Origin of the sequence: Rubrimonas cliftonensis (assembly GCF_900107585.1) — a bacterium.
In the GTDB taxonomy this organism is placed as follows: domain Bacteria; phylum Pseudomonadota; class Alphaproteobacteria; order Rhodobacterales; family Rhodobacteraceae; genus Rubrimonas; species Rubrimonas cliftonensis.
This window is the reverse complement of sequence record NZ_FNQM01000016.1, coordinates 1-25,297: the sequence shown is the minus strand read 5'-3', so window position 1 is coordinate 25,297 and position 25,297 is coordinate 1. Positions and strand designations below refer to the sequence as shown.

General features: G+C 73.4%; 23 protein-coding genes and 1 pseudogene. 10 read left to right on the top strand and 14 right to left on the bottom strand.

Features of this window, described 5'->3' with window-relative positions; translation table 11 throughout:
• Positions 1–18 precede the first annotated feature (18 nt).
• The 4 genes from BLW43_RS17785 to BLW43_RS17770 all read right to left on the bottom strand — a co-directional run bounded on the left by BLW43_RS17785 (position 19) and on the right by BLW43_RS17770 (position 5,605).
• Entirely contained in the window at positions 19–891 is an 873-nt protein-coding gene (locus BLW43_RS17785; protein WP_093255519.1) for a F0F1 ATP synthase subunit gamma, read from the bottom strand.
• Between the two features lie 31 nt (positions 892–922).
• Positions 923–2,464: a F0F1 ATP synthase subunit alpha gene (gene atpA / locus BLW43_RS17780; RefSeq protein WP_093255517.1), complete on the bottom strand. Its 1,542-nt coding sequence runs from the start codon at positions 2,462–2,464 to the stop codon at positions 923–925.
• The gene (locus BLW43_RS17775) at positions 2,461–3,021 is read right to left on the bottom strand and encodes a F0F1 ATP synthase subunit delta (RefSeq protein ID WP_093255515.1); all 561 of its coding nucleotides are present in this window, start codon (positions 3,019–3,021) and stop codon (positions 2,461–2,463) included. Before BLW43_RS17775 ends, atpA begins: the two co-directional genes overlap by 4 nt.
• A 352-nt stretch (positions 3,022–3,373) precedes the next feature.
• Positions 3,374–5,605: a primosomal protein N' gene (locus BLW43_RS17770; RefSeq protein WP_093255513.1), complete on the bottom strand. Its 2,232-nt coding sequence runs from the start codon at positions 5,603–5,605 to the stop codon at positions 3,374–3,376.
• A 93-nt stretch (positions 5,606–5,698) separates the two neighbouring features.
• Here BLW43_RS17770 and fsa point away from each other — a divergent pair, with 93 nt between their 5' ends.
• The 3 genes from fsa (at position 5,699) to BLW43_RS17755 (ending at position 8,206) form a co-directional block, all read left to right on the top strand.
• On the top strand, positions 5,699–6,373 hold the full coding sequence (fsa, locus tag BLW43_RS17765) for a fructose-6-phosphate aldolase (RefSeq protein ID WP_093255512.1): 675 nt from the start codon (positions 5,699–5,701) through the stop codon (positions 6,371–6,373).
• Positions 6,370–7,152: a DUF484 family protein gene (locus BLW43_RS17760; protein WP_245731112.1), complete on the top strand. Its 783-nt coding sequence runs from the start codon at positions 6,370–6,372 to the stop codon at positions 7,150–7,152. Before fsa ends, BLW43_RS17760 begins: the two co-directional genes overlap by 4 nt.
• A gap of 139 nt (positions 7,153–7,291) precedes the next feature.
• The gene (locus BLW43_RS17755; protein ID WP_093255510.1) at positions 7,292–8,206 is read left to right on the top strand and encodes a tyrosine-type recombinase/integrase; all 915 of its coding nucleotides are present in this window, start codon (positions 7,292–7,294) and stop codon (positions 8,204–8,206) included.
• A gap of 10 nt (positions 8,207–8,216) precedes the next feature.
• Here BLW43_RS17755 and BLW43_RS17750 read toward each other — a convergent pair whose 3' ends face one another.
• The 7 genes from BLW43_RS17750 to BLW43_RS17720 all read right to left on the bottom strand — a co-directional run bounded on the left by BLW43_RS17750 (position 8,217) and on the right by BLW43_RS17720 (position 13,620).
• Positions 8,217–9,101 carry an extensin-like domain-containing protein gene (locus tag BLW43_RS17750; RefSeq protein ID WP_093255508.1) on the bottom strand — a complete coding sequence of 295 codons (885 nt, stop codon included), beginning with the start codon at positions 9,099–9,101 and terminating at the stop codon, positions 8,217–8,219.
• Positions 9,098–10,192: a prephenate/arogenate dehydrogenase family protein gene (locus tag BLW43_RS17745; protein WP_175478982.1), complete on the bottom strand. Its 1,095-nt coding sequence runs from the start codon at positions 10,190–10,192 to the stop codon at positions 9,098–9,100. The genes BLW43_RS17750 and BLW43_RS17745 overlap by 4 nt, the downstream gene beginning before the upstream one ends.
• Positions 10,189–11,298, bottom strand: a complete 1,110-nt coding sequence (gene hisC, locus BLW43_RS17740; RefSeq protein ID WP_093255506.1) for a histidinol-phosphate transaminase — start codon at positions 11,296–11,298, stop codon at positions 10,189–10,191. Before hisC ends, BLW43_RS17745 begins: the two co-directional genes overlap by 4 nt.
• Positions 11,299–11,482: 184 nt before the next feature.
• Positions 11,483–11,881, bottom strand: coding sequence for a hypothetical protein (locus tag BLW43_RS17735; protein WP_139284133.1), 399 nt, complete (start codon positions 11,879–11,881; stop codon positions 11,483–11,485).
• Between the two features lie 6 nt (positions 11,882–11,887).
• Positions 11,888–12,187 (bottom strand): hypothetical protein, encoded by a 300-nt coding sequence (locus tag BLW43_RS17730; RefSeq protein WP_139284132.1) that lies wholly within the window; start codon positions 12,185–12,187, stop codon positions 11,888–11,890.
• Positions 12,123–12,683: a flagellin N-terminal helical domain-containing protein gene (locus tag BLW43_RS17725; protein ID WP_281243563.1), complete on the bottom strand. Its 561-nt coding sequence runs from the start codon at positions 12,681–12,683 to the stop codon at positions 12,123–12,125. Before BLW43_RS17725 ends, BLW43_RS17730 begins: the two co-directional genes overlap by 65 nt.
• 133 nt (positions 12,684–12,816) lie before the next feature.
• Complete coding sequence (locus BLW43_RS17720) at positions 12,817–13,620, bottom strand: methyltransferase domain-containing protein (protein ID WP_093255499.1); 804 nt, start codon at positions 13,618–13,620, stop codon at positions 12,817–12,819.
• Positions 13,621–13,727: 107 nt separating this feature from the next.
• Here BLW43_RS17720 and gloB point away from each other — a divergent pair, with 107 nt between their 5' ends.
• Both gloB and BLW43_RS17710 read left to right on the top strand, forming a co-directional pair.
• Positions 13,728–14,513, top strand: coding sequence for a hydroxyacylglutathione hydrolase (gene gloB, locus BLW43_RS17715; protein WP_093255498.1), 786 nt, complete (start codon positions 13,728–13,730; stop codon positions 14,511–14,513).
• 4 nt (positions 14,514–14,517) lie between these two features.
• On the top strand, positions 14,518–17,799 hold the full coding sequence (locus BLW43_RS17710) for a hypothetical protein (protein ID WP_093255496.1): 3,282 nt from the start codon (positions 14,518–14,520) through the stop codon (positions 17,797–17,799).
• A 29-nt stretch (positions 17,800–17,828) separates the two neighbouring features.
• On the opposite strand, the gene BLW43_RS17705 is transcribed toward BLW43_RS17710, so the two are convergent.
• From BLW43_RS17705 to BLW43_RS17695, 3 genes are read right to left on the bottom strand one after another with little or no spacing between them, the layout of a single operon-like run.
• Positions 17,829–18,308, bottom strand: coding sequence for a VOC family protein (locus BLW43_RS17705; RefSeq protein WP_245731111.1), 480 nt, complete (start codon positions 18,306–18,308; stop codon positions 17,829–17,831).
• On the bottom strand, positions 18,305–19,309 hold the full coding sequence (locus BLW43_RS17700; protein WP_093255495.1) for a BMP family lipoprotein: 1,005 nt from the start codon (positions 19,307–19,309) through the stop codon (positions 18,305–18,307). Before BLW43_RS17700 ends, BLW43_RS17705 begins: the two co-directional genes overlap by 4 nt.
• Positions 19,309–20,298 (bottom strand): BMP family lipoprotein, encoded by a 990-nt coding sequence (locus BLW43_RS17695; protein WP_093255493.1) that lies wholly within the window; start codon positions 20,296–20,298, stop codon positions 19,309–19,311. Before BLW43_RS17695 ends, BLW43_RS17700 begins: the two co-directional genes overlap by 1 nt.
• 88 nt (positions 20,299–20,386) lie before the next feature.
• Between BLW43_RS17695 and BLW43_RS17690 the strand changes: the two genes are divergently transcribed.
• From BLW43_RS17690 to BLW43_RS17670, 5 genes and pseudogenes are all read left to right on the top strand, one after another.
• A complete protein-coding gene (locus tag BLW43_RS17690) occupies positions 20,387–21,490 on the top strand; it encodes a hypothetical protein (RefSeq protein WP_139284131.1) in 1,104 nt (367 codons plus the stop codon).
• A 14-nt stretch (positions 21,491–21,504) separates the two neighbouring features.
• Complete coding sequence (locus BLW43_RS17685; RefSeq protein WP_139284130.1) at positions 21,505–22,194, top strand: hypothetical protein; 690 nt, start codon at positions 21,505–21,507, stop codon at positions 22,192–22,194.
• A 175-nt stretch (positions 22,195–22,369) separates the two neighbouring features.
• Positions 22,370–22,993 (top strand): DUF3047 domain-containing protein, encoded by a 624-nt coding sequence (locus BLW43_RS17680; protein ID WP_093255489.1) that lies wholly within the window; start codon positions 22,370–22,372, stop codon positions 22,991–22,993.
• A 91-nt stretch (positions 22,994–23,084) separates the two neighbouring features.
• Positions 23,085–24,749 (top strand): energy-dependent translational throttle protein EttA, encoded by a 1,665-nt coding sequence (gene ettA, locus BLW43_RS17675; protein WP_093255487.1) that lies wholly within the window; start codon positions 23,085–23,087, stop codon positions 24,747–24,749.
• Positions 24,750–24,995: 246 nt separating this feature from the next.
• Positions 24,996–25,297: pseudogene (locus BLW43_RS17670) on the top strand (IS1634 family transposase); the annotation flags it as partial.

The window sequence follows — 25,297 nt, the reverse complement described above, 5'->3', positions numbered from 1 at the left end:
ACGTGACGTCCCCTTGCCTTACAGCGCCTCGGCGCCTGCGATGATCTCGATGAGTTCCGTGGTGATCGCGGCCTGGCGCGAACGGTTGTACTGCATGTTGAGCCGGTCGATCATGTCGCCGGCGTTGCGCGTGGCGTTGTCCATCGCGCTCATGCGGGCGCCCTGCTCGGACGCGGCGTTCTCCAGCAGAGCGGTGAAGATGCGCACCGCCACGCTGCGCGGCAGCAGGTCCGCGAGGATGGCGTCCTCGTCCGGCTCATACTCGTAGCCGGGCCCCTCGCTCGCCGACTGCTCCGGCGCCGTCACGGGGATGATCTGCGGCCCCACCGGCTCCTGCGCGATCACGCTCTTGAACACGCTGTAGAACAGCCAGCAGACGTCGAACTCGCCCGCGGCGAACCGCCCCAGCACGTCGTCCGCCACCTTGCGGGCGTCGCCGTAGCCGACGCGCTTCACGTCGGTCATGTCGACATGGCTGACCAGCAGCGCGCCGTAGTCGCGGCGCAGCTGGTCTCGGCCCTTCTTGCCGACGGTGATGATCTTCACCGTCTTGCCAGCCGCCTGCAGCTCCGCGATCTTCCGACGCGCGAGCCGGACGATCGCGGAGTTGAAGCCGCCGCATAGGCCGCGCTCGGAGGTGCACACCAGCAGCAGATGCGTGTCGTCCCGCCCCGTGCCGGTGAACAGCGTCGGCGCGGTCGGGCTGCCCTTTGCGGCGGCGGCGAGGTTCGCCACGGCGCCCTCCATCCGCTCCGCGTAGGGCCGAGCGGCCTCCGCCGCCTCCTGCGCGCGGCGCAGCTTGGCGGCGGCGACCATCTGCATCGCCTTGGTGATCTTCCGCGTGTTCTTGACCGAATTGATCCGGTTCTTCAGGTCCTTGAGGCTGGGCATGCGCCGCGTCTCCCGAGGTCGTGCTGACGGATCAGGCGGAGAAGCCCTTGGCGAAGTCCTCGATGGCGCCCTTGACCTTCGCTTCGAGATCGCCGGCCACCTTGCCGTCGTTCTTGCGCAGCGTGTCGAGCACGTCCTTCGCGGGACCGCGAAGATGCGCCAGCAGGCCGCGCTCGAACTTTCCGACCGCCGATACCGGCAGCTTGTCGAGGTAGCCCTTGGTGCCGGCGTAGATCACGCAGACCTGCTCCTCGTTGGTCAGAGGCGCATACTGCGGCTGCTTGAGCAGCTCGGTCAGGCGCGAGCCGCGGGCCAGCAGGCGCTGGGTGGCGGCGTCGAGGTCGGAGCCGAACTGCGCGAAGGCCGCCATCTCGCGGTACTGCGCCAGCTCCAGCTTGATCGAGCCGGCGACCGACTTCATCGCCTTGGTCTGCGCCGAGGAGCCCACACGACTCACCGAGAGGCCGACGTTCACCGCGGGGCGGACGCCCTGGTAGAAAAGGTCGGTTTCAAGGAAGATCTGCCCGTCGGTGATCGAGATCACGTTGGTCGGGATGTAGGCCGACACGTCGCCCGCCTGCGTCTCGATGATCGGCAGGGCGGTCAGCGAGCCGGCGCCGTTGTCGTCGTTGAGCTTCGCGGCGCGCTCCAGCAGGCGGGAATGGAGGTAGAACACGTCGCCCGGGTAGGCTTCGCGGCCCGGCGGGCGACGCAGCAGCAGCGACATCTGGCGATAGGCCACGGCCTGCTTCGACAGATCGTCATAGATGATCAGCGCGTGCATCCCGTTGTCGCGGAAGTACTCCGCCATGGTGCACGCGGCGTAGGGCGCGAGATACTGCAGCGGCGCCGGCTCGGACGCGGTGGCGGCCACGACGATGGAGTATTCCATCGCGCCCGTCTCCTCCAGCTTCTTGACCAGCTGGGCGACGGTGGAGCGCTTCTGGCCCACGGCGCAGTAGATGCAGTAGAGCTTCTTGTTCTCGTCGCCGTCGGCGGCGTCATTGTAGCTTTTCTGATTCAGAATGGTGTCGAGCGCCACGGCGGTCTTGCCGGTCTGGCGGTCGCCGATGATCAGCTCGCGCTGGCCGCGACCGACGGGGATCAGCGAGTCGATCGCCTTCAGGCCCGTGAGCATCGGCTCATGGACCGACTTGCGCGGGATGATGCCCGGCGCCTTCACGTCGGCGCGCTGGCGGCTCTCGAACACCACCGGGCCCTTGCCGTCGATGGGGTCGCCGAGGGCGTCCACGACGCGGCCGAGAAGCTGCTTGCCGACCGGGATGTCCACGATCGAGTTGGTGCGCTTGACCGTGTCGCCTTCCTTGATGGCGCGGTCGTCGCCGAAGATCACGATGCCGACGTTGTCGGCCTCGAGGTTCAGCGCCATGCCCCGGACGCCGCCGGGAAACTCGACCATCTCGCCGGCCTGGACGTTGTCGAGGCCGTGCACACGGGCGATGCCGTCGCCCACGCTGAGCACGAGGCCCACTTCGGAGACTTCCGTCTCCTGCCCGAAGTTCTTGATCTGCTCCTTGAGGATGGCAGAAATCTCGGCGGCCTGGATGGTCATACGCCCACCTCCCTCATGGCGGTTTGAAGTCGGGTCAGGCGCGAGCGGATCGACGTGTCGATCATCTTCGAGCCCAGTTTGACGACGAGCCCGCCGATCAGCGTCTCGTCAACGGTGATGTCGAGCGCGATGTCGGCGCCGGCGGCGGCGCGCAGCACGCGCTCGAGCTCCTCGCGCTGCGCGTCCGAGAGCGGCGCGGCGGCGCGGACCTGTGCGGGAACCACGCCGCGGCGCTTCGCCAGCAGGGCGCGGAAGGCGCGGATGACGTCGGGCAGGGACGAGAGGCGGCGCTTGGCCGCCATCAGCCCGATCAGGTTGGCGGTCGGCGCGCTGATCTCCATCGCGCGGCAGACGGCGGCCATCGCGGCGCCCTGCTCCTCGCGGCTGTAGATCGGCGACGAGACCAGGGCGCGCAGGTCGGCGCTCTCGGCGAGGGCGGCGGAAAGGGCGCCGAGATGACCCTCCGCCGCGTCGAGTGCGCCGGCCTCGTCGGCCAGCTCGAACAGCGCGGCGGCGTAGCGTCCGGCGACGTCGGTGACGGGAGTGTTGTCGGACACGGACCACCCTCTGGCTGGACTCGGAACGCCTGGCCGGAGAAGTCCCGACCCTGCGCAGGAAAAACGCCAGAGCGTCAGCCCCGGCGATGGCCGGTGGCTAGCACAGGCTTTCGGCGGAACGCAACACGACCTCGCACCTGCGGCGCCATGGACCGCGATAATTGCGGCGCGACGCCCTCCCGCATGCGCCGGGCCGCGGCGCCGGGGCGCCTCGCGGCGGAACCTCCCTGCGGTCCGGCCAGGCGGCGCGACGCCCCATGCGCAACTCGGACGTGCAACCCGCCACTCCCCCGCTCCCGCCCGCAGCCCCGCCCCGGCGGCGACCGCGCGCCGCCTCAGGGGCCGCGCGCCATCAGAGAAAGCTCTGCGGGTCCACGTCGACGGCCAGCCGCACGCCGCCGCGCGGCGGCGCCGCGGCGATCCAGGCGCGCAGGGCCGGCTGCAGCGGCGCCGTCCGCGGCGCCTTGACCAGAAGCCGCACGCGGAACCGGCCGCGGATGCGCGCGACCGGCGCCGGCGCCGGGCCGAACAGCCGCGCGCCGACGGCCTCCAGCGGGCCGCCGGCCCGCGCGAGGGCGCGCGCGGCCTCCCAGGTCTTCGCCTCGTCCGGCCCCGAGAGAATCGCCGCCGCCATGCGCCCGAAGGGCGGGCTGCCCGCCGCCTGACGCTCCGCCGCCTCGCGCCGCAGGAACCCCTCCTCGTCGCCGGCGAGGATCGCCCGGATCACCGGGTGCTCCGGCGCCGCGGTCTGGATCAGCGCCAGCCCGGGCCGCTCCGCCCGCCCGGCCCGGCCGGACACCTGGCGGATGAGCTGGAAGGTGCGCTCCGCCGCGCGCAGGTCGCCGTTGGCCAACCCGAGATCGGCGTCGATCACCCCCACCAGCGTCAGCAGCGGAAAGTTGTGGCCCTTGGCGACGAGCTGCGTACCGATGATCACGTCGGCCCCGCCGCCGGCGATCTCCTCGATCTGCGCGCGCAGGGCCGCCGGCCCCGCCGCGGTGTCGGACGACAGCAGCGCCACCCGCGCCTGCGGAAACAGCGCCGCCGCCTCCTCGGCCAGCCGCTCCACCCCCGGCCCCGTCGCCGCCAGCCGGTCCGCCGCGCCGCAGGACGGGCAGGCGGCGGGCTGCGGCTCCGCGTGGCCGCACTGGTGGCAGACGAGCTTTCCGCGCAGGCGATGCTCCACCAGCCGCGCGTCGCAGTCGGGGCACTCGAAGAAATGCCCGCAGGCCCGGCACACGGTCAGCGGCGCATAGCCGCGGCGGTTGAGAAACAGCAGCGTCTGCTCGCCGGCCGCCAGCCGCTCCGCTGTCGCCTTCGCCAAGGGCGGCGCGATCCAGCGGCCCCGCGCCGGCCCGTCGCGGCGCAGGTCCACCGCCGCGAGCCGCGGCAGCGTCGCGGGGCCGTAGCGGTCCGGCAGGGTCAGGCGGCGATAGCGCCCGGTCTCGGCGTTCACCCAGCTCTCCAGCGAGGGCGTCGCCGAGGCCAGCAGCGCCGCCGCGCCCTCGCAGGAGGCGCGCAGCACCGCCATGTCGCGGGCGTGGTAGAGCGCGCCGTCCTCCTGCTTGTAGGCGCCCTCGTGCTCCTCATCCACCACGATCAGCCCCAGCCGAGCGAAGGGCAGGAACAGCGCCGACCGCGCGCCGATCACCACCTGCGCCGCGCCCGAGGCGGCCGCGCGCCACAGTCGCCGCCGCTCTGCGCCCGAAACGCCGGAGTGCCAGGCGGCGGGGGCTGCGCCGAATCGCGCCGCCAGGCGGTCGAGGAAGGCCGCGGTCAGCGCGATCTCGGGCAGCATCACCAGCGCCTGCCGGCCCCGCGCCAGCGCCTCGGCCACCGCCTCCAGATACACCTCGGTCTTGCCAGAGCCGGTCACGCCCTGCAGCAGCGTCGTCGAGAAGCCGCCGGCGCCCGGCTGCGCCGCAGCCGCCTGCGCCACCGCCGCGCGCGCCGCCAGCGCCGCCGCCGCCTGCGCGGGCGAGAGCGCGGCGGGCGCCGCTTCGGGGTCGAGCGCCGGATAGGGCGCGTCGCGCGGGGCGCTCTCGCGCAGCAGCGCGCCGCAGGCCTCCAGCCCCGCGGCGACCGAGGCCGAGACGCCGGCCTCGCGCGCCAGATCGCCGGGGCTCAGGCCCGCCCCGCCCAGGGCCGCCAGCACGTCCAGCACCCGCGCCCGCGCCGGCGTCATCCGGTCGGGCGCGCCGGGGCCGAGGCGCAGCACCGCCCGCTCCGGCGCGGGCTCGCCGAGGCCCGGCGCGCGGCAGGCCAGCCGCGCCATCATGCCGATCGGCGTCAGCGTGTAGTCGGCGGCGCGGGCGATGAAGGCGCGCAGGGGCTCGGGAAGCGGCGGGGCCTCCAGCGCGCGGATCAGCGGCTTCAGCGCCGCCGGCGGATCCGAGGCGCCGCCCCATGACGCGCCTCCGGGGCCCCAGACGACGCCCACCGTCCGCCCCGAGCCGAGCGGCGCCTCGACCAGCGCGCCCGGCGGCGGCGGACCGCCCGGAAAGAGGTCGGCCGGCGCGGCGTAGTCGAACAGGCGGTCCACCGGCACCGGCAGGGCGACCGCGACGCTGGGCCCGCCGCTCATCGCCACGAACCCGCCGCCGGCCTGCCCGCCGATGCTGGCGGCGAGCCCGCGCCTGCTCTAGACTCCGCCCGCCGCAACCGGGAGCCGCAACCCATGCAATTCTTCGTGGACACCGCCGACATCGCCGAGATCACCGACCTCGCCGCCACCGGCATGGTCGACGGCGTCACCACCAATCCGTCGCTGATCCTGAAATCCGGCCGCGACATCATCGAGGTCACGCGCGAGATCTGCGCGATCGTGCCCGGCCCGGTCTCCGCCGAGGTCGCCGCGACCGAGTTCGAGGCGATGGTGGCCGAGGGCCGGGCGCTGGCCGAGATCGCTGACAACATCGCCATCAAGGTGCCGCTGACCTGGGATGGCCTCAAGGCCTGCCGCGTCTTCGCCGACGAGGGGCGGATGGTCAACGTCACGCTGTGCTTCTCCGCCACCCAGGCGCTGCTCGCCGCCAAGGCGGGCGCGGCCTTCATCTCGCCCTTCATAGGGCGGCTCGACGACATCGGCCTCGACGGGATGGACCTGATCGGCGAGATCCGCACGATCTACGACAATTACGGCTTCGCCACCAAGATCCTCGCCGCCTCGATCCGCACGCCGAACCATGTCCGCGACGCCGCGATGCTGGGGGCGGACGTCGGCACCATGCCGCCCTCGGTGCTGCGCGCGCTCGCCAAGCACCCGCTGACCGACAAGGGGCTGGAGACGTTCCTCGCGGACTGGGCCAAGACCGGCCAGACCATCAAGGCCGCCGGAAAGGCCGCCCGGTGACCGATGATGCGGCCGATCGCGTGACCGGGCAGGCGACCGCGTCGGCCCCGGGCGCAGCCAAGGCGGCCGCCGGGGCGCCCGCGAAGCGTTCGGCGCAGGAGACGGCGGCGCTCCGAGCGGCGATCCTCGCCGAGCCGGCGCTGGTGCTGGACGACGGCGCGCTGATGCGCGCGCTGATCGAGGCGTCCGGCGGCGGCGAGGCGCGCAACGTCGTCGACCTGCGCGGCGCGCTGGTGCGGCGGCTGGAGACGCGACTGGAGACGCTGGAGCGCGCGCACCGCTCGGTGATCGCCGCCGCCTACGAGAACCTGGCCGGCGCCGGCCAGGTGCACCGCGCCGCGCTGCGCCTGCTCGACGCCGCCGACCGCCGGGCCTTCCTGCGCGCGCTGCTCGTCGAAGCGCCGGACATCGTGACGGTGGACGCCGCGCGGCTGGCGCTGGAGCCGGGCGCCGAGGTCGGCGACGCCGGGCCGCTGGCCGACCGCATCGTGGCGCTGCCGGAAGGCGCGATCGACGCCTATCTCGCGCTCGACGACACGCCCGAGCGCGACGGCGTGCGGCTGCGCGCCGCGCCGCCGGAAGCCGAGCTGATCTGGGGCGACGACGCGCCGCGCGCCCGCTCCGAGGCGCTCATCGCGCTCGATCTCGGCGGCCCCCGCGCGCTTCTCGCCTTCGGCGCGGAGGACGCACACCGCTTCTCGCCCGAGCACGGCGTCGATCTCGTCGCGTTCCTCGGCGGGGTCGTGGCGCGGGCCGGCCGGCGCTGGCTCGTTCCCTGAGGCCCGCCCGGATGCGGCCGGGGACGCTTGAGGCGATGCGCGCCCGGGTGCGGGCCGGCGACCGCGCCGGGGAGCGAACCGGCGCAGGCCGGTCGCCGCCCCCCCTGGCGGGCCAGTCGCCGCGCCGCCGGGGGCGCCGGTGAGCGAGGCCGCCGCGGCGCTGCTGGACGGATGGCTCGCGCGGCTCGGACCGGTCGCCGGGCGCAGGCCCGCGACGCTGGAGGCCTATCGCCGCGACGTCTCCGACTGGCTGGGCTTTCTCACCCGCCACCGCGGCGAGGCCGTGACCGGCGCCGCGCTCGCGGCCGCGGACACGGCCGACCTGCGCGCCTGGGTCGCGTCGCTGCGCGGGCGCGGGCTCGCGGCGCGCTCCGTCGCCCGCGCGCTCTCGGCCGTGCGCGGCTTCCACCGCTGGCTGGCAGAGACCACCGGGGCGGAGAACGCCGCCGTCGCCGCCGCGCGCGGCCCGCGGCGCCCGCGCCGCCTGCCCCGCCCCGTGTCGCCCGACGCCGCCCGCGCGCTGATCGCCGCCGTGGACGCCGCCGCCGCCGAGCCCTGGGTCGGCGCGCGGGACGCCGCCGCGCTCACCCTGCTCTGGGGCTGCGGCCTGCGCATCGGCGAGGCGCTGGCGCTCAGGGGCCGCGACGCGCCGCTGCCCGAGACCCTGCTCGTCGCCGGCAAGGGCGGCCGTCAGCGCGTCGTGCCGGTGCTGCCGGCCGCGCGCGCCGCCGTCGAGGCCTACCGCCGCGCCGCGCCCTTCTCGCTGACGAGCGAGGAGGCGCTGTTTCGCGGCGTGCGGGGCGGGCCGCTCGGGCCGCGCGCGGTGCAGGCGGCGATGGCGTCGGCGCGCATGGCGCTCGGCCTGCCGGCGACCGCCACCCCCCACGCCCTGCGCCACGCCTTCGCGACCCATCTGCTCGCCGCCGGCGGCGACCTGCGGTCGATCCAGGCGCTGCTCGGCCACGCCTCGCTCGGCACCACGCAGATCTACGCCGCCGTCGAGGGCTCGCGCCTCGCCGCCGTCCACGCCGCAGCCCACCCCAGGGGCCGCTGACGCGCGTCCGTCAGCGGCAGTATGGCCCGGAGCGGTAATCGGCGACGTCGAGATGGAAGTGATTGCGGTGGAAGCGGTCCGACTGCGGCCCCAGCACCGTGCCGAAGGGCCCGCACGCATCGCGCCAGACGCGGCGCAGGAACGCCCGCTCCGGCGCGGATCCGCCCCAGCCCTCCAGCACCGACACCTCGCCATGGCCCGCCACGGTGAAGGCGCCCACGTCGATGGCGCGGCCGAAGGCGTGTTCGGATAGACGGGCGCCCACGCGCGAGTTGCGCGAGCGGCAAGCATAGCCGGCGAAGGGCGTGATCGCCGCCAGCCGCCCCCCCATCAGGCTGCGCGCCGCGGGCGCCGCGCTCTGCTCCAGCCAGTCCGCGAGCGCCCGCGCCGCAGCGCAGCCGACGATTACTGTCCGCGTCAGCTTCACCCCCGCCGCCGACTGCAGCCGCACCGGGTTGGCGACGCCGCAGGGCCCCGTCCCGTCGATCGTCGACATCGCCTGCCCCTGAAGCCGCGCGTCGCCGCAGAGCCCGCCCGCCGACGGCGGCGCGAAGGTCGGCGGCGGCGTCCGCGAGGCCAGCTGCGCCGGCCTGGACGCGGGCCTCGGCGCCGGCTTCGGCGCGTCGCTCGCCGCCCTGCGCGCCGGCGCCGCCGCGGGTGCGCCTGTCGAGGAAGCCGCCGGGGCCGCCGGCGCGTCGACATGCTCGGCGCGCGCGGGCCGGGGCCGGGGCGCCGGAGCGCCTTCGACGGCCCCGGGCCCGCCCGGCGCCTCGGCGGAGACGGCGGGCGACCCGGGCCGCGGCGTCGGAACGGGGCTCGCGCCGGCGGGCGCGCAGAACGCGCCGAGCAGGACGGTCAGCGCCAGCGCCGTGAGGCCGCGCCGCGGACCGCTCATCGCCCCCCGGCGCTCCCGCGCGCGGCGCCCGGAGCGGAGGCCGGAGAGGCGCCCGGAGGGGCGCCGGGAGCGAGGGCCGGGGAGGCGGCCTCGGGATCAGCCGGGACGGAAACCGGCGACGGTCCCGGCGCAGGGGGCTCCGCGCCGCGCCCCCGCCCGAAATCGGATTTCGCCGTGTCCTGGCCCGCATCGAGGATGCCGCGGCGGATCGCCCGCGTCCGGGTGAAGTAGTCGAACAGATGCTGTCCGTCGCCGGTGCGGATCGCCCGTTGCAGCGCGAACAGTTCCTCGGTGAAGCGCCCGAGGATTTCCAGCGTCGCCTCGCGGTTGCTCAGGAAAACGTCGCGCCACATGGTCGGGTCGCTGGCGGCGATGCGGGTGAAGTCGCGGAAACCTGCGGCGGAGTACTTGATGACCTCGGATTTCGTCACGCGTCGCATGTCGTCCGCCACGCCCACCATCGTGTAGGCGATCAGGTGCGGCGTGTGGCTGGTGACGGCGAGCACGAGGTCGTGGCGCGCAGGGTCCATCACGTCGACCTGCGCGCCGCAGCGCTCCCACAGTTCGCGCACCTTCGCGACCGCGCGGCCCGGCGCGCCGGGGGCGGGGGTGACGATGCACCAGCGGTTGTCGAACAGTTCCGCGAAGCCGCTCTCGGGGCCGGAATGCTCGGTGCCCGCCAGCGGGTGCGCCGGCACGAAGGCCGCGCCATCCGGCAGATGCGGCGCCACCGCCTCGATCACGGCGCCCTTGGTGGAGCCGACATCGGTGACGATGGCGCCGGGGCTGAGGCTCGGCGCGATCTCCGCCGCCACGGCGCCCATCGCGCCCACCGGCACGCACAGCACCACGATGTCGGCCCCGCGCGCGGCGTCCGCGGCGGTCTCGTAGGCGGCGTCGAGAAAGCCCAGCCGCATCGCCGCCGTCCGCGTCTCCGCGCTGCGGGCGTGGCCGACGATCTCGCGCGCCACGCCGTCGCGCCTCATCGCCCAGGCCATGGAGGAGCCGATGAGTCCCAGGCCGATCAGCGCGACCCGGTCGAACAGCGGCGAGGGGCGATTGGCGGCGGCGCCTGCGGTCCCGACCGTCACGCCCGCGCGGCCCTGAACGCGGCGACGGCGTCGGCGACGGCCCGGCAGTCCTCCGGACGGCCGACGGAGACGCGCAGCCAGCCAGGCAGGCCGTAGCCCTCCATCCGCCGCACGACCAGCCCGCGCGCCTTGAGCCAGGCGTCCGCCTCCGGGGCCGCGGCCGGGCCGGTCTCGCCGAACTCCGCCAGCAGGAAGTTGCCGTGGCTTTCGGTGCAGCGCACGCCGGCCGCGGCGAGCCGGTCGCGCAGCCAGCCGCGCCAGGCCGCGTTCTCGGCCGCGCAGGCCGCGACGTAGTCATGGTCCGCCACCGCCGCCGCCCCGGCGGCGAGCGCCGGCGCCGAGACGTTGAACGGCCCCCGCACCCGGTTGATCACGTCCACCACATGCGCCGGCCCGTAGAGCCAGCCCAGCCGCAGCGCCGCAAGCCCGTGGATCTTCGAGAAGGTGCGCGTCATCACGACGTTCTCGCGCGCCCTCGCCAGCGCCTCGCCTGCGTCGTAGCCGGGCGCGTCGACATATTCGGCGTAGGCCGCGTCCAGCACGAGCAGCGCCCGGGGCGGCAGCGCGTCGGCGAGCCGCGCCACCTCCGCCGCCCGGATCAGCGTGCCGGTCGGGTTGTTGGGGTTGGCGAGGAAAACGAGCCGCGTCCGCTCGCTGCACGCCGCCAGCAGCGCGTCCACATCCGCCGTCAGGTCGCGCTCGGGCGCGGCGACGGGCGTCGCGCCAGCGGCCCTCGCGGAGATCGCGTACATCAGAAAGCCGTGGCGGCTGTGCAGCACCTCGTCGCCCGGCCCGGCATAGGCCTTGCAGAGCAGCGCGATGAGTTCGTCGGAGCCCGCGCCGCAGACGATGCGCTCCGCCTCCAGCCCATGCGCCGCCGCGATGGCCTCGCGCAGCGCCGTCGCGCCGCCGTCCGGGTACAGCGCCAGCGCCCCGGCGCCCGCGCGATAGGCGTCGACCGCGGCCGGCGACGGCCCCAGCGGGTTCTCGTTGGCGGAAAGCTTCACCGCCCGGTTCGCCCCCGCCGCGCCGCTCTCGCCACCGACATAGGGCGAGATGTCGAGCACGCCGGGGCGCGGTGCGATCGTAGGGTGCGGATGGGTCATCGGCGCGGCTCGCAGGACTCGGCGGGCGAGCCCTGCGCCCGCCCGGTCGACGCGTTCTAGCGGCGCGGGGCTGCGGGCGCCAGCCGTCCCGCCGGGGCCCCGCGCTTCGCGCTCGAGGCGAGCGCCGCGAGGACGGCCCCGGCCGGGACGGGGACCAAGTTCGGGCGGACCTGACGCGATCGCGTCACCTGAAAAGCGACAGCAGCACTTCCGGTCGCCCATTGGCGACGGAAAGCGAAACCAACGCCAGGTCACGCCGCACCTGCGAAGCGACCAGCTTCGCCGCCACATCCTCCATGTCGGCGTCGGTCAGGCCGCCGCGCCCGCTCACAAGCACGTCCTTGAGTTGGGCGTTCAGCGTTTCATGCAACGAGATCCGCCTGCCCACCGAACCGTAGTAGGACGCCGCCGCCACGGCATGCTCGATCATCGGGTCGATGATCGCCAGCGCTTCGGCCGCAGCCGTCTCCGTACGGACATTGAGATCCCACGCCCCGCTCAGCCCCGACACCACCACAGGGGCCGGTCGGTCGAACTCGATACGGAACTCGCTGAGATATCCAACGTACTGGAACGCAAGCACGTCGGGCTACGACGGCAGGTACCCTTTGTTGAACGTCGCCGGCGTCGCGCCGAGCGACGCGATCAGGTTCGTCGCCAGCGCGTTCGCATCGACCGCGCCTGCGAGGGTAAGGTCGCCGGGTGCGACCACATAGGTCGTCGCGGCGCCGTTGATCGTCGTCGTGATCTCATCGCCGAGGGAAATCAGATTGGCTCGGAACCCGAAGGTTTCCTCTACACCCGAGGTGAAGGCGCCGTTGCCGTCAGGCGCCGAGGCGCCGCCCAGAATGCGGATGCCGCTGACCGGACCGGCCGCCACGGTCGTCACGCCGAACTCGGGGGGTCATGACGCGGCGCTCGACCTGCAGGGCCGCGACCTCCAGCCCGGCGGGCGAGCGCGTCGCGCCGGTCACGATCGTCAGCGTGTCCGGCCGCGCGTCCTCGAGAAGATTGAAGCCGTTGAAGTCGGCGCCGTTGATCACGTCCCGAAGCGCCTCCTTCATCGTCTGAATGTCGGCGTCGATCTTCAGGCGGTCGACGTTACGGCCCTGCGCCAGGACGATGCGCTCCTTCATGTCGGTCAGGAGCGCCGTGGCGCGTTCGGCCACTTGGCGCGCCATTCCCACCGTGGCGCCTCCCAGCGCCATGGAGTCCATGGCGCCGGATATCCAGCTCTCGTCCGAGCGCAACACGCTGGCGACGCTCCAGATCGCCGCGTTGTCTCGCGCCGTGCTGATGGCCAGCCCGCTGCTAGCGGCGCTCTGAGCCTGACCCAGGTCGGCATTCGCACCCCGAAGCGACTTCAGGGCGACCATCTCTCCCATATTGGTTAAAATAGACCCCATGGGCTCCCCCTATGAATTGGCATGTAAAGACCAGTTGATCGGAGCCTAAATTGCCACAGTGAATTTTCCAGTAATGTTAATAGTCGCCATCGGGAAGCGGATGAACTGCGAGTCAGCGCTGCAGGATGCTTCCCCGGCCGAGCGCCCGACCCATGGCCTTGCCCATCGCCTTGCCGGGCCGCGGCCGGCCTCCCGCCAGCCCCTCCAGCACCTCCAGCGGGGTGCGCACGCTGACCGAGGAGCCCGAGCGCGGCGCGGCGAAGGCGAGCTTCGTCGTCTCCACCATGATCACGCCCGCCAGCCGCTGCGCGTCGAGCCGCCGGCCCGTCGCCTCCGCCAGCCCCGCCATCCTGAGCCAGAACGCCTTGTGCGAGGGCGGGGCGTAGAGCGCGGCGGCCTGCCGTTCCGGCTCGAAGCCGTGCTCCTGCAGCTGCCGCTCCAGCTGGCCGGAGGAATAGGGCCGGCCATGGCCGAAGGGCGTCGCGTCGCGCCGCGCCCAGAGGCCGGAGCGGTTCGGCGCGATGAAGATCGCCCGCCCCCCCGGCGCCAGGCAGCGGTTGACCTCCTGCAGCAGCGCGCCGGGCCGCTCGCTCACCTCAAGCCCGTGGGCGACGATGATGCGGTCGAAGAAGCCCGGCTGCACCGGCCAGTTGCGCTCCTCCACCAGCACGGTGACGTTGGGCTGGTCGACCGGCCAGTGGAACGCCCCCTGCTGCGCCGGCATGAAGCACAGCGTGCGTTGCGCCTCGGCCTTGAACGGTCGCAGGAACGGCGCGGCGAAGCCGAAGCCCGCCAGCGAGGCGCCGCGCACGTCCGGCCACAGCTCGCGCAGCGCGGCGCGCACGGCAGACTGCGCCACGCGGCCCAGCCTCGTGCGATAGTAGAAGCTGCGCAGATCGACGGCGTCCTGATGCATCGCGCTCCAGCCTCGGTTAGCCTGCGCGGCGGGGCGGCCGCCCCGACCGCACGCCGACGGAGCGCGCCCGCCGCGCCCCGCCCCCTCCTTATCGCGGAGCCGAGCCAGTGCCGACCGACAATGCGCCCACCCTCGAAATCGTCACCGTCCCGTGCCGCACGGACAACTACGCCTATCTGTTGCGCGACGCAGCCTCGGGCAAGACCGCGGTGATCGACGCGCCGGAGGCCGCGCCGATCACCGCGGCGCTGGAGGCGCGCGGCTGGGGGCTCGACTGGGTGTGGATCACCCATCACCACGCCGACCATGTCGACGGCGTCGCAGCACTCAAGTCCCGCTTCGGCGCCAAGGTCGCCGGCGCGAAGGCCGACGCCGGCCGCCTGCCCGCCCTCGACGCCGCGCTCGACGAGGGCGAGGAGATCGCCCTCGGCGACAGCGTCGCGCGCGTCATCGACGTCTCGGGCCACACCGTCGGCCACATCGCCTTCCACTTCGCCAAGCCCGGCGCCGTCTTCACCGCCGATTCGCTGTTCCGCCTCGGCTGCGGACGGGTGTTCGAGGGCACCCACGCGATGATGTGGGCCTCGCTCTGCAAGCTCGCCGCGCTGCCGCCGGAGACGACCGTCTGGTTCGGCCACGAATACACCGAGGCGAACCTGATGTTCGCCGAGACCATCGAGACCGGGAACCCCGCGCTCGCCGAGGAGGCCCGCGCCATCCGCGCCCTGCGCGCCGACGACCTGCCCACCACGCCCACCACCATCGCGCGGGAACTGGCCGCCAACCCCTTCCTGCGCGCTGGCGAGCCTGACCTGCAGCTGGCCGTGGGCCTGCCCGGCGCCGACGCTGCGGCCGTCTTCGGCGAGGTCCGCCGCCGCAAGGACGCCTTCTGAGCCGATGGCGGCGGGTTCCGACGCGCCGCGATTCCTTTCGGCCGGCCACGCCGCGGCGTGGCTGAAGGACCGGCCCATCGCCGTGACGATGGCCATGGCGGCGCGCGCGGCGCTGCGCGCGGGGCCGCTGCTCGCCGAGCCCTCGCGCGCGCCCCGAGACGCGGCGTGGCGGGAGGGCGTCGTCCTGCCATGGTTCCGCGCCGTCGCGCTGTCGCAGCGCGGGGCCGAACTCCTCGCCCTCGACGAGGCGGCGTGGGAGGCGACGACCATCAGCGAGGCGGCGGTCGCCGCCGCCGCCGCCGCCCAACATGCCGCTGACGCCGCCCACGCCGCCGCCGAGCGCGCCGTCGGCGTGTCTTCGTCCACCCAGCGCGCGGACGGCGCCGGGCGCGCCGCCCGCGCTGCGGCCTGCGCCGCCTACTGCCTCAGGCGCGCGGCCTACCGCGACCAGAGCGCCCGGGGCCGCGCCGCCGGCGCCGCCTCCCGCAATCTCAGCGAGCACGATGTCGCCGCCAGCGAGGCCGACGCTGCGCAGGTCGAGCGGGGCGACGACGCCGCACGCCTGCTGAGCCGCCCGCTCTGGCCGGACTGCGCCGCGCCCGCCGCATGGCCGGGCGTGCGCGTCCGGCTGACGTCGGCCGACCGCCGCTGGGCCGTCTGGACCGACTGGTGGGAGGCGCGCGCGCGAGGCGGCGACCCGCCCGCGATGCGCGACCTCGCCCGCATCGTCGCCGAAACGCGCCTGCCATGGGACCGGGGCGCCGACGCCGTCAACGACTTGCTCGCGCGCCTCGCCGTGGAGCAGGGCCTGCCATGGCTCGTCGAACCCGAGCGACCGCCGGACGCGCCCCGCGACGAAGCAGCCGGCGGCGAAGCTGCCGAGCACGCCTACCCCGCCGGGTTCGGTCCCGAGGCCGACGCGCCCGCTCCGCCGCAGCCCCCGCCGCAGTCCCATCCCCAGTTCCCGAACCGCATCTCCGAGGCCGAGCCGGACCCGGCGCTGCGCGACACGCTCGCCGGTCTCGACACCGCCGCGCGCCAGACGCTGGCGGCGCGCGCCGCGCTGCGCGCGCTGCCCGCCATGCTCAGGCCGCTGGAGTGGGACGCCGAGGCCCGTCGCGCCAGCCTCGCCCTGCCGAGCTTCCGCGCCGCGGCGACCGCCTGGACGGCGGCGCGCAGCGGGCCGGGAGCGCGGCTTGCGGAGCCGCGGCGCGCCGCGGCGGCGGGCGCCGCCAACATCGACAGCGCCGCCGCCCGCGCCGCCGAGCGCGCCTGCGCCGCCGACGCCTGGGCCGCGCTCGCCCACGCCGTCGACGCCGCGTCGGGCGTCGCCGCCATGCTGACGCCCGATACGCCGCCGGGCGCAAAGGTCATGCATTCGTCGCAAGCCGCCGCCCGCGGCGCGCAGGCCGACGTCGAGGACGCGATGCGCGCCGACGCCGCCCTCCTCGTACGCGACGGCAGGCCCCAATCCCTCGCCGCCGCGCCGCTCTGGCCCGGGGGCGCGCCGCGGTGGGCCGTCGAGGCGTGGTCGCGGCTGTCGGACGCGCTTCTTGACTCCGGCGAGGGCTGGGAGGTCTGGACCGGCTGGTACGAGGCGCGTCTCGGCGGCGAGGCCGGCGACCCGCTGGCCGAGCGCGCCCGCGTCGCGCTGCCGGAACCCGTCTGGTCGCTGCCCCCCGCCGAGGCCAACGCCGTGATCGCGCGCGCCGTCGCGCCGGACGCCCCCGCGCAGATCAGCGACGCCAAGGCGCTGCTCGCGGCCGCCCGCGGCGTCATCCGCCTTTTGCCCCTGCTCCGCCGCTCGCTGGCGGAGTCGCAGCGGGAGCGTCACCCGGCCATCCGCGCCACGCTCGCCCTGCCCGCCTTCCGCACGGCCGCCGCGGCCTGGGCCATGGCGCATGGAGGGCCTGCCCAGCCGCTGCGCTCAGCGATGGACTGGTCGGCGCGAAAACTGCCAACGGCGCCGACGAACTCGCGTACGGGGCAGGCCGCGGCCTGGCTGGCGCGCACGGTCGCCACGCCGCGCGGCTTCGCCTCGGCTGCCGGCTACGCCCGCGGGGAGAGCTCGGCGCCGGGAGAAGCCTACGAGTTCGCGCGTGCGGACCTGCGCGAAGCCTTCCTGCACGATCTCGGGTTCGGGCCGGAGCCCGCGCCGGCTCCGGGACCGCCGCCGATGCGCCAGCTCTGGCCGGGCGAGCCTCCGCGCTGGTGGGACGAGAACGCCGCCGCCCTGAACAGCATCCTCCAAGACGCGGGCGAGGACTGGGCCGTCTGGCTCGACTGGCTCGGCGACCGGCTGAACGGCCGGCCCGCCGACATCGCCTTCGAGACCAGCCTGCTGACGCTCGACGACGCGCTCTGGGACGCCGGCCCCGCCGCCGTCAACGCCGAGATCGCCCGCATGATCGCCGATCGCGAGGGCGCCGGCGCCGAGGATGAGCCGTCAGCGCCCGAGCCGCCCGCGGAGCGCCCGGCGCCGGTGCATTTCGAGATGCGCGACGGCGCCCTGCGCCCCGCCCCGCCGCTGGCCGAGGCCGCGCGGCCCGGCTTCGTCGCCGCCGCCCGCGCGGGCCTCGTCGCGGCGGCGGACGACCTGCTCGCCGCCGGCGCCGGGCGGCAGAACCCGCGCCTGGCCACCGTGCTGGGCCGCCTGCGCGAGGCGCTCGGCCCCGACCCCGACGCGCTCGACGCGATGTCGCTCGGCGTCTGCGCCGGGCGGCTCTCGGCGCAGGCCGCCCGCGCCGACGAGACCCTGATGCCGCAGGACGCCGCGGAGCTCGTCGCGCTCGACATCGAGCTGCAGCGCTTCCTCGCCCATCTGCCCGAGTGGCGGGCCTATTTGGAAGACGTCTCGCGCGGGTTCGACGCGCCGGAGGTAGAGCAGGCCGCCGTCGCCGACGCCGCCGCGGCGATGGAGGCCATCGCGAGAGCCGCGCCCGACCTCATCGCCGAGGACGCCGCGGAGAGCCTCGCGGAGCTGCGCGACGCGGCGACGCCGGACCCCTCGCCCGACGACCCGACGCCGCTCGCACCCGCGCTGGCCCGCCGCTCCTACCTGCGCGCCGCGCGCTCGGCCCTGCGCGCGCTCGCCGCCCATGCGCTCGGCCCGGTCGCGCGCGGCGCCGGCAAGGGGGTCGAGAAGGCGGCGGAGGGCGCCGCCTTCGCCGCGGCCGGCGTCGGCGTCGTCGCGGGCCTCTCCGCGCTCGCCGCCCGCCTGCCCTCCGAGTTCGGCTGGCTCGCCGCCGTCGTCGGCCATATCGCAAGGCTCGTGGGGCTGGCCTGAGCGCGCGCGGCGGCGCGATCCGGCCGCTCTCAGCGCTCCCGCGCCGGGTCCGCCGCCACCAGTTCCACGACGTTGCCCTCGGGGTCCTCGGTGAAGACGCCGCGCCAGCCGATCCAGTCGAAGCGCTCCGACCGCGCCGGCAGGCCCAGCGCCGCGAGCCGCGCGAGCGCCGCGTCCTGCGCCTCCCAGTCCACCGACAGCGCGATGTGATGAAGGGTAGAGGTCTCAGGCGTAGACGACCCCTCCGCCGCCGGCCGCGCGGCCGCCTCTGGGCCGAAGAGCGCCAGCACCGCGGTATGGCCGCGCCAGCCGGGGCCGAGCGCGTAGAACTGGATGCCGCCGCGCTCCGCCGCCAGCGGCGTCAGGCCCAGCACGCCCTCGTAGAAGGCCCGCATCGCGCCCATGTCCCGGCAGCGCAGCGCCACTTCGCCGAGCCCGCGCACGGCGGCGACCGGCCCGGACGCGCCGGCGCGCGCCGCGGGGCGCCCTTCCTCCGCGCCGCCGCTCACGGCGCGGCGCAAGTCCCGTCGGCCGCGCTGTCGCGCACCTCCAGCAACCCCTGCGCGATGGCCTCCGCCGCGGCGGTCGCCTCGGCCTCCATCGCCGGCGAGATCAGCGCGCGGTTGTGCTCATCGATGACCCAGTCGAGCCCGCCCTCGGCCCAGCCCAGCGAGCGCAGGCCAGGCGTCCAGTCCGCGAAGGCCGCCGACACGGCGCGGTCGGTGCGCTTCAGGAGCGAGGTGAGCACGGCGCCGGGATGCAGCGCGTTCTGGTTGCTGTCGGTGCCGACGCCCAGAACCCCGGCCTCCGCCGCCGCCTGCAGCACGCCGAGCCCGGTGCCGCCCGCGGCCTGCAGTATCACGTCCGCGCCGCGGTCGATCTGCCCGCGCGCCAGCTCCGCGCCGCGGGCGGGGTCGGCCCAGGCGGCGGGCGTGCTGCCGGCGTAGTTCACCAGCACCTCGGCGCCCGGCGTCGTCGCCTTCACCCCCTGCGCGTAGCCGCAGGCGAAGCGGCGGATCAGCGGGATGTCCATGCCGCCGACGACGCCCACCACGCCGCTCTCGCTCGCCATCGCCGCCAGCACGCCGACGACATAGGCGCCCTCATGCTCGCGGAACACGACCGACTGCACGTTGGGCGCGTCCACCGCCGCGTCGATGATCGTGAAGCGGGTCTCTGGGAAGTCGGCGGCGACCTTCGCCAGCGGGCTGGCCTGCAGGAAGCCCACCGCCACCACCGGGTAGCGCCCCCGCCGCGCGAGACGGCGCAGCGCCTGCTCCATCTGGGTCACGTCGCCGGGCTCGACCTCCATGACGTCGCCGCCGGTCTCGCCGCGCCAGGCCTCGACGCCGGCGAAGGCGCTCTCGTTGAAGCTGCCGTCGAACTTGCCGCCGATGGAATAGACGATGGCGGGCCCGTCCGCCGCCGCAGGCCCCGCAGCGGCGCCGAGCGCCAGCGCCGCGGCGAGGGCGCGAACGCCGGCCCGCCCCGCTCCCGCCAGCGCGCCCATCAGTACGGGCAGGCGCTGTCAGCCATGTAGTCGTGCACGACCACCTCGCCGGACACGATCTTCGCCGAGGCGTCCTCGACCGCCGCCTTCATCGCGTCGGTGATCAGGCTCTCGTTGTTGGCGTCGAGCGCCCAGCCGACGCCGCCCTCGGCCAGCCCCAGCACCCGCGCGCCGCCGCTCCACTCGTCGTTCATCGCGTCGGAGAAGGCGTCGAACACCGCCACGTCCACCCGCTTCAGCATCGAGGTCAGCACCTTGCCCGGATGCAGCGCGTTCTGGTTGCTGTCCACCCCGATGCCGAGCTTGCCGGCGTCCGCCGCCGCCTGCAGCACGCCGCGGCCGGTGCCGCCGGCGGCGTGGTAGACGACCTCCGCGCCGCGGTCGATCTGGCTGCGGGCGAGCTCGCCGCCCTTGGCGGGGTCGTTCCAGGCCGCGCCGGTGGTGCCGGTCATGTTCTGGAACACCTCGATGTCAGGCTTCATCGACTTCGCGCCGCCGACATAGCCGCAGGCGAACTTGCGGATCAGCGGGATGTCCATGCCGCCGACGAAGCCGACGTCGCCCTCGCCCGCCGCCATCGCCGCCAGCACGCCGACGAGGTAGCTGCCCTCATGCTCGTTGAACAGGATCGAGCGCACGTTCGGCAGGTCCACCACGCTGTCGACGATGGCGAAGCGCGTCTGCGGGAACTCCGCCGCCACCTTCTCCATCGCCGAGGCATGGCTGAAGCCGATGGCCACGACGGGGTCATAGCCGCCGCGCGCGAAGCGGCGCAGCGCCTGCTCGCGCTGGCTGTCGTTCTGGATCTCGAAGTCGCGGTACTCCACCCCGGTCTCGGCCTTGAACTTCTCGGCGCCGGTGAAGGCCGCCTCGTTGAAGCTGCCGTCGAACTTGCCGCCAAGGTCGTAGACGACGGCCGGCTTGAACTCCTGCGCCTGAAGGGCGGAGGCGAAGGCCGCGACCGCGGCGATGACGAGTGCGCGAAGCATGGCACAGGCTCCCTGTTCTGCCTGAGGCGCGCGGGCGGCCCCGCGCCCCGCGCCGGTGTTGTTAGCTCAAGGGCAGCTTCACAGATTAATGCGGCGGCGCAAGGGAGAAGGCTTCGCGCCGGGGGGGCGGCCCGGTTACGGTGCCGTGAGCCGCAGCCCGCCGGAACGAAGCATGGTCGAGAGAACGCCCCCTCCGGAGGATTTCAGGAATAGTGAGGCCGTAGAGGCGTGGCTCCGTGGGCAACCGCGCGACGTGAGCGTCGCTATCGCGGCGCGCGCAGCGCTGCGCGTGCTCCCGGCCTGGGAGAATGCGTTCGACCGCCCCGACCATGCGCGAGAATGGCGCCGACCCAACACGGGCGAGGTCGGGAAGCAGCGGAGACCGGCGGTTCTGCCGAATGGTCCCGCCAGAACTCTGATGCTGGCGATCTTCCGCGCCGTGGCCGCGTCGATTGTTTCAAGCCGGCGGGAAGACTTTGGCGGGACGATTGGCTTCACCGCCGCCGCCGCCGCCGCGGCCGCGGAGCGCAGTATCGATCAAGAAGCCAACGCCGCCCGTTTCGCGGCGCGCTGCGCCGCCGCCGCCGCCGGCGCCGACGCGGCGGCGGCCGTCAACTGGTCCGACCACGCAGCCTCTCATCTTGGCTTCGGCCCCGCCAACGCGGCCGCCCTTCGCGCCGACGCGACGGCAGGCGTCGCCGCGCCACGCCCGCTCTGGATCGGCGCGACGCCAGACAGCGCGTCGCATGTGTGGCGAAAACTGCGCGAGCGCCTCCTCGCCGCCGACGAAGGCTGGGAGGTCTGGGCCGACTGGTACGAGGCCCGCCTGCGCGGCGACCCCTTCGACCCCGCCCTCGAAGAAGCCCGCGTCCTGCTCCCCGAGGCCCTCTGGGAGCAGGGCCCCAAGGCGGTCAACACCGAGATCGCCAAGCGGATGGCGGCGCATTCGGAGGGCGACGCAAAGGAAGCGGCGCATTCAGCGCATGACGAGTTTGAGCAAGCAAACAACCCGGATGCAATAGAGGATTTAGACCGCCTTCTCGCAGCCGAGGCCATCGCTGACGCTCCGGCGGACTTTAAGATCGACGAGGGGCGCAGTCGAATCCGGATGGTGGCCGGAAAGGCGGACATGCCCACGCCTCTCGATCCGCTCATCGATCTCGACTGGAGAGGCCGACTGGCGGGTGCTTGAGGGGCACGCGCGCCTTGGCTGACGATATTCGCGCAGCACAGGCGAATGTGCCCCCATCTCTGCTGCGCGATCTTGAACGATACGCGGTCGAAGCCGACCGCGGAGCGGACGGCGTGCGGCCGGGCGTACTCGACTACTACGGGCGCGCCATCGCGGCTGGGGCCGGAAACGAGGACGTCGCTTTCCCGCTCGGCGATTATCTCGCCGCAAAACTAGCCAACCTGGCATCCGATCATACCGCCCTCATGGCCGGCTACCACGCTGAAGTGGCTGCGCGTCGCGACGCCTTGAAGAGCGTCCCGGTAACTGACGATGCGACAGCCGAACGGGTCGCAGAGGCAGCCGCCGCGATGGCGGCAGCTGTAGAAGCCGAGACGTTCGCAGGCCTGCGCGCTTCACGGCATTTCGGGCAATTGCTCGGAGCCATGTCTCAATCTATGCGCGAAAGGCTTGCCCAGATCGACATGCGGCAGGAATCCGCCGTTCGCGCCGTGCTCATCGAACGCAACGAACTGGAGAAGCGTCAGGCGCTTTCGATCATCGCCCGGTTCGCCGTAAGGCTGGGACAGTGGGCATCTCGGAGACGCCCCACATTGGGCGGCGCGGGCGGCGTCGCTGGCGTACTCGGCTTGATCGAGGCTGCATCGCCGGGAAGCATTTTTCCGACGATCAAGTTTATTCTGCAATCGCTCGGTCTTGTGTGACGCGGCTTGATGCCTTCCACGGTTAGCCAGTCGACGCCGTCGCCGCATGGCTTCGCACACCCCCTCGGCGTTCCCCTGTAGCCACTCACATCCCATCACATCGCCACTTCGGCGCCTTCCTCCATCGCCGCGCCGCGACCACTATCGCGCGACCTGCTCGCCCGAAGGATTGCCGATGCGCCGCCTGCTCCTTGCCCTCGCCGCGCTGCTCGCCGCCGGTCCGGCCGGCGCCCAGGCGCTCGACTTCGCGCCTGCCGCCATCGCCGGCTGGGCGCCGCACGAGTTCGACGGCGAGACGCGCTACTCCCTCGGCGAGATCGAGGGCGCCCCCGCCGTCCACTCCGTCTGCGACGACAGCGCCTCGGGGCTCTTTCTTGAACAAGAGATCGACCTGACGCGGACCCCCATCCTCGAATGGCGCTGGCGGGTCGCCGCCGCACCCGCGCCCGGACCCTCGGAGAAGTCCAAAGGCGGCGACGACTTTCCCGCCCGCGTCTACGCCGTGCGCGAGGCGCTCCTGCCGTGGAACACGCAGGCGATCAACTATGTCTGGGCCGCAGCAGAGCCGGAGGGCGCGACATGGCCCAACCCCTTCGCGTCGCAGGCCAAGATGGTCGTCGTCCGCTCCGGACCGCCGGGCGGCTGGGTCACCGAGCGGCGCAACCTGCGCGAGGATTTCCTGCGCCTCCACGGCGAGGACGTCACAAGCATCGACGCCATCGCGATCATGTCGGACTGCGACAACCGTGGGCTCTCGGCCGAGGCGTGGTACGGCGGCCTGCGCTTCCTGCCGGAGTGACGCCAGCCTTCCCGCGCTCCCCCCGCCTTGCCGCGACCCGCCCCGGCGCGCTACACGCTGGCGTCCTTCTCCAGCAATCCGGGTGCGCGCCATGGCCGTTCAGTTCGTCTACCACATGGATGGAGTGTCCAAGACCTATCCCGGCGGCAAGAAGTGCTTCGAGAACATCCGCCTCAGTTTCCTGCCGGGCGTGAAGATCGGCGTCGTCGGCGTGAACGGCTCGGGCAAGTCGACGCTGATGCGCATCATGGCCGGCATCGACAAGGACTTTCAGGGCGAGGCCTGGGCGGCGGAGGGCATCCGGGTCGGCTACCTCCCGCAGGAGCCGGCGCTGGATGACGCCAAGACCGTGCGCGAGAGCGTCATGGAGGGCGTCGCCGCAAAGCAGGCGCTCATCACCGAGTTCAACGACATCTCGATGAAGATGGCGGAGGACTACTCCGACGAACTCATGGAGCGCATGACCGCCCTGCAGGACCAGATCGACGCGCAGAATCTCTGGGAGCTCGACAGCCAGGTGGACGTGGCGCTGGAGGCCCTGCGCTGCCCGCCCGACGAGGCGATGGTGAAGGACCTCTCCGGCGGCGAGCGGCGCCGCGTCGCGCTCTGCAAGCTGCTGCTCGAAGCGCCCGAGATGCTGCTGCTCGACGAGCCGACCAACCACCTCGACGCCGAGACCATCGCCTGGCTGCAGAAGCACCTGATCGAGTATGCCGGCACCATCCTCATCGTCACCCACGACCGCTATTTCCTCGACGACATCACCTCGTGGATCCTGGAGCTCGACCGTGGCCGCGGCGTGCCGTGGGAGGGCAACTATTCGGGCTGGATGGAGCAGAAGGCGAAGCGGCTGGAGCAGGAGGCCCGCGAGGACAAGTCGCGCCAGAAGACGCTGGAGCGCGAGCTCGAATGGGTCCGCCAGAGCCCCAAGGCCCGGCAGGCGAAGTCCAAGGCCCGCCTCAACGCCTACAACGAGATGGCCAACACCTCCGAGCGCGAGCGCATCGGCCGCGCCCAGATCATCATTCCCAACGGCCCGCGCCTCGGGGCCAAGGCCATCGAGGTCGAGGGGCTGCGCAAGGCCTACGGCAACCGTCTGCTGATCGACGACCTGACCTTCAGCCTGCCGCCCGGCGGCATCGTCGGCGTCATCGGGCCGAACGGCGCCGGCAAGTCCACCCTGTTCCGCATGATCACCGGGCAGGAGCAGCCCGACGTCGGGGCGATCACCTTCGGCGACACCGTGAAACTCAGCTATGTCGATCAGTCGCGCGACGCGCTCGACCCCAACAAGACGGTGTGGGAGGAGATCAGCGACGGGCTCGACATAGTGAAGCTGGGCGACGCCGAGATGGCGAGCCGGGCCTACTGCGGCGCCTTCAACTTCAAGGGCGGCGACCAGCAGAAGAAGATGAGCCTGCTGTCGGGCGGCGAGCGCAACCGCGTCCACATGGCGAAGCTGCTCAAGTCCGGCGGCAACGTGCTGCTGCTCGACGAGCCGACCAACGACCTCGACGTGGAGACGCTGCGGGCGCTTGAGGACGCGCTGCTCGACTTCGCCGGCTGCGCGGTGGTCATTTCGCACGACCGCTGGTTTCTCGACCGCATCTGCACCCACATCCTCGCCTTCGAGGGCGACAGCCATGTGGAATGGTTCGAGGGCAACTTCGAGGCCTACGAGGAGGACAAGGTCCGCCGCCTCGGCCCCGACTCGATCATGCCCAAGCGCATCAAGTACAAGAAGTTCGCGCGGTAGGGGGCGAGAGGGCTCGGGCAGGTCCGGATGCGCGCCGGTGGGGGATGCCGGCGCTCGTCCAGCCGAAATGCCCGGGACTCCGGAGTTCGACACTTCCGGCCCCGATTTTCGGGCACCCGGACCGTTAGCCTCTGGGTAATCAATAACTTAGCCTTTGCCCGGGGGTGATTTCAGCGAAGTTGTGTTGTGGCACGTCATCGGTATTTCACGATGGAAAGCAGTTTTCTGCCGTGATATCGTTGCGGCATGTACACGAAGATCACCCGGTCGGGCGGACGACGCTATCTGCAGCTGGTCGAGGGCTATCGTGATGATGCGGGAAAGGTTCGCCACCGCGTGATCGCGAACCTGGGGCGGATCGAGGATCTCACGCCCGAGAAGCTGGATCCCCTGATCAGTGGGCTCAACCGCGTCCTGGGCCGGGCGGAGAACACCGCCTCGCACCTCACCCACGAACCCGCGCAAAGCTACGGCGACGTCTTTGCGCTGCACGAGCTGTGGAAGGATCTCGGCTTCGACCGGGCGCTGAGCCGCGCGCTGCGCTCGGG

Bases quoted from the DNA above. Each gene is read 5' to 3' on its own strand.
- BLW43_RS17700 (WP_093255495.1), bottom strand. From the start codon at position 19,309: ATGGGCGCGCTGGCGGGAGCGGGGCGGGCCGGCGTTCGCGCCCTCGCC.
- ettA (WP_093255487.1), top strand. From the start codon at position 23,085: ATGGCCGTTCAGTTCGTCTACCACATGGATGGAGTGTCCAAGACCTAT.
- hisC (WP_093255506.1), bottom strand. From the start codon at position 11,298: ATGACCCATCCGCACCCTACGATCGCACCGCGCCCCGGCGTGCTCGAC.
- BLW43_RS17725 (WP_281243563.1), bottom strand. From the start codon at position 12,683: ATGGGAGAGATGGTCGCCCTGAAGTCGCTTCGGGGTGCGAATGCCGAC.
- atpA (WP_093255517.1), bottom strand. From the start codon at position 2,464: ATGACCATCCAGGCCGCCGAGATTTCTGCCATCCTCAAGGAGCAGATC.
- BLW43_RS17770 (WP_093255513.1), bottom strand. From the start codon at position 5,605: ATGAGCGGCGGGCCCAGCGTCGCGGTCGCCCTGCCGGTGCCGGTGGAC.
- BLW43_RS17690 (WP_139284131.1), top strand. From the start codon at position 20,387: ATGCGGCGGCGCAAGGGAGAAGGCTTCGCGCCGGGGGGGCGGCCCGGT.
- BLW43_RS17750 (WP_093255508.1), bottom strand. From the start codon at position 9,101: ATGAGCGGTCCGCGGCGCGGCCTCACGGCGCTGGCGCTGACCGTCCTG.
- BLW43_RS17785 (WP_093255519.1), bottom strand. From the start codon at position 891: ATGCCCAGCCTCAAGGACCTGAAGAACCGGATCAATTCGGTCAAGAAC.
- BLW43_RS17720 (WP_093255499.1), bottom strand. From the start codon at position 13,620: ATGCATCAGGACGCCGTCGATCTGCGCAGCTTCTACTATCGCACGAGG.
- fsa (WP_093255512.1), top strand. From the start codon at position 5,699: ATGCAATTCTTCGTGGACACCGCCGACATCGCCGAGATCACCGACCTC.
- BLW43_RS17680 (WP_093255489.1), top strand. From the start codon at position 22,370: ATGCGCCGCCTGCTCCTTGCCCTCGCCGCGCTGCTCGCCGCCGGTCCG.
- BLW43_RS17695 (WP_093255493.1), bottom strand. From the start codon at position 20,298: ATGCTTCGCGCACTCGTCATCGCCGCGGTCGCGGCCTTCGCCTCCGCC.
- BLW43_RS17710 (WP_093255496.1), top strand. From the start codon at position 14,518: ATGGCGGCGGGTTCCGACGCGCCGCGATTCCTTTCGGCCGGCCACGCC.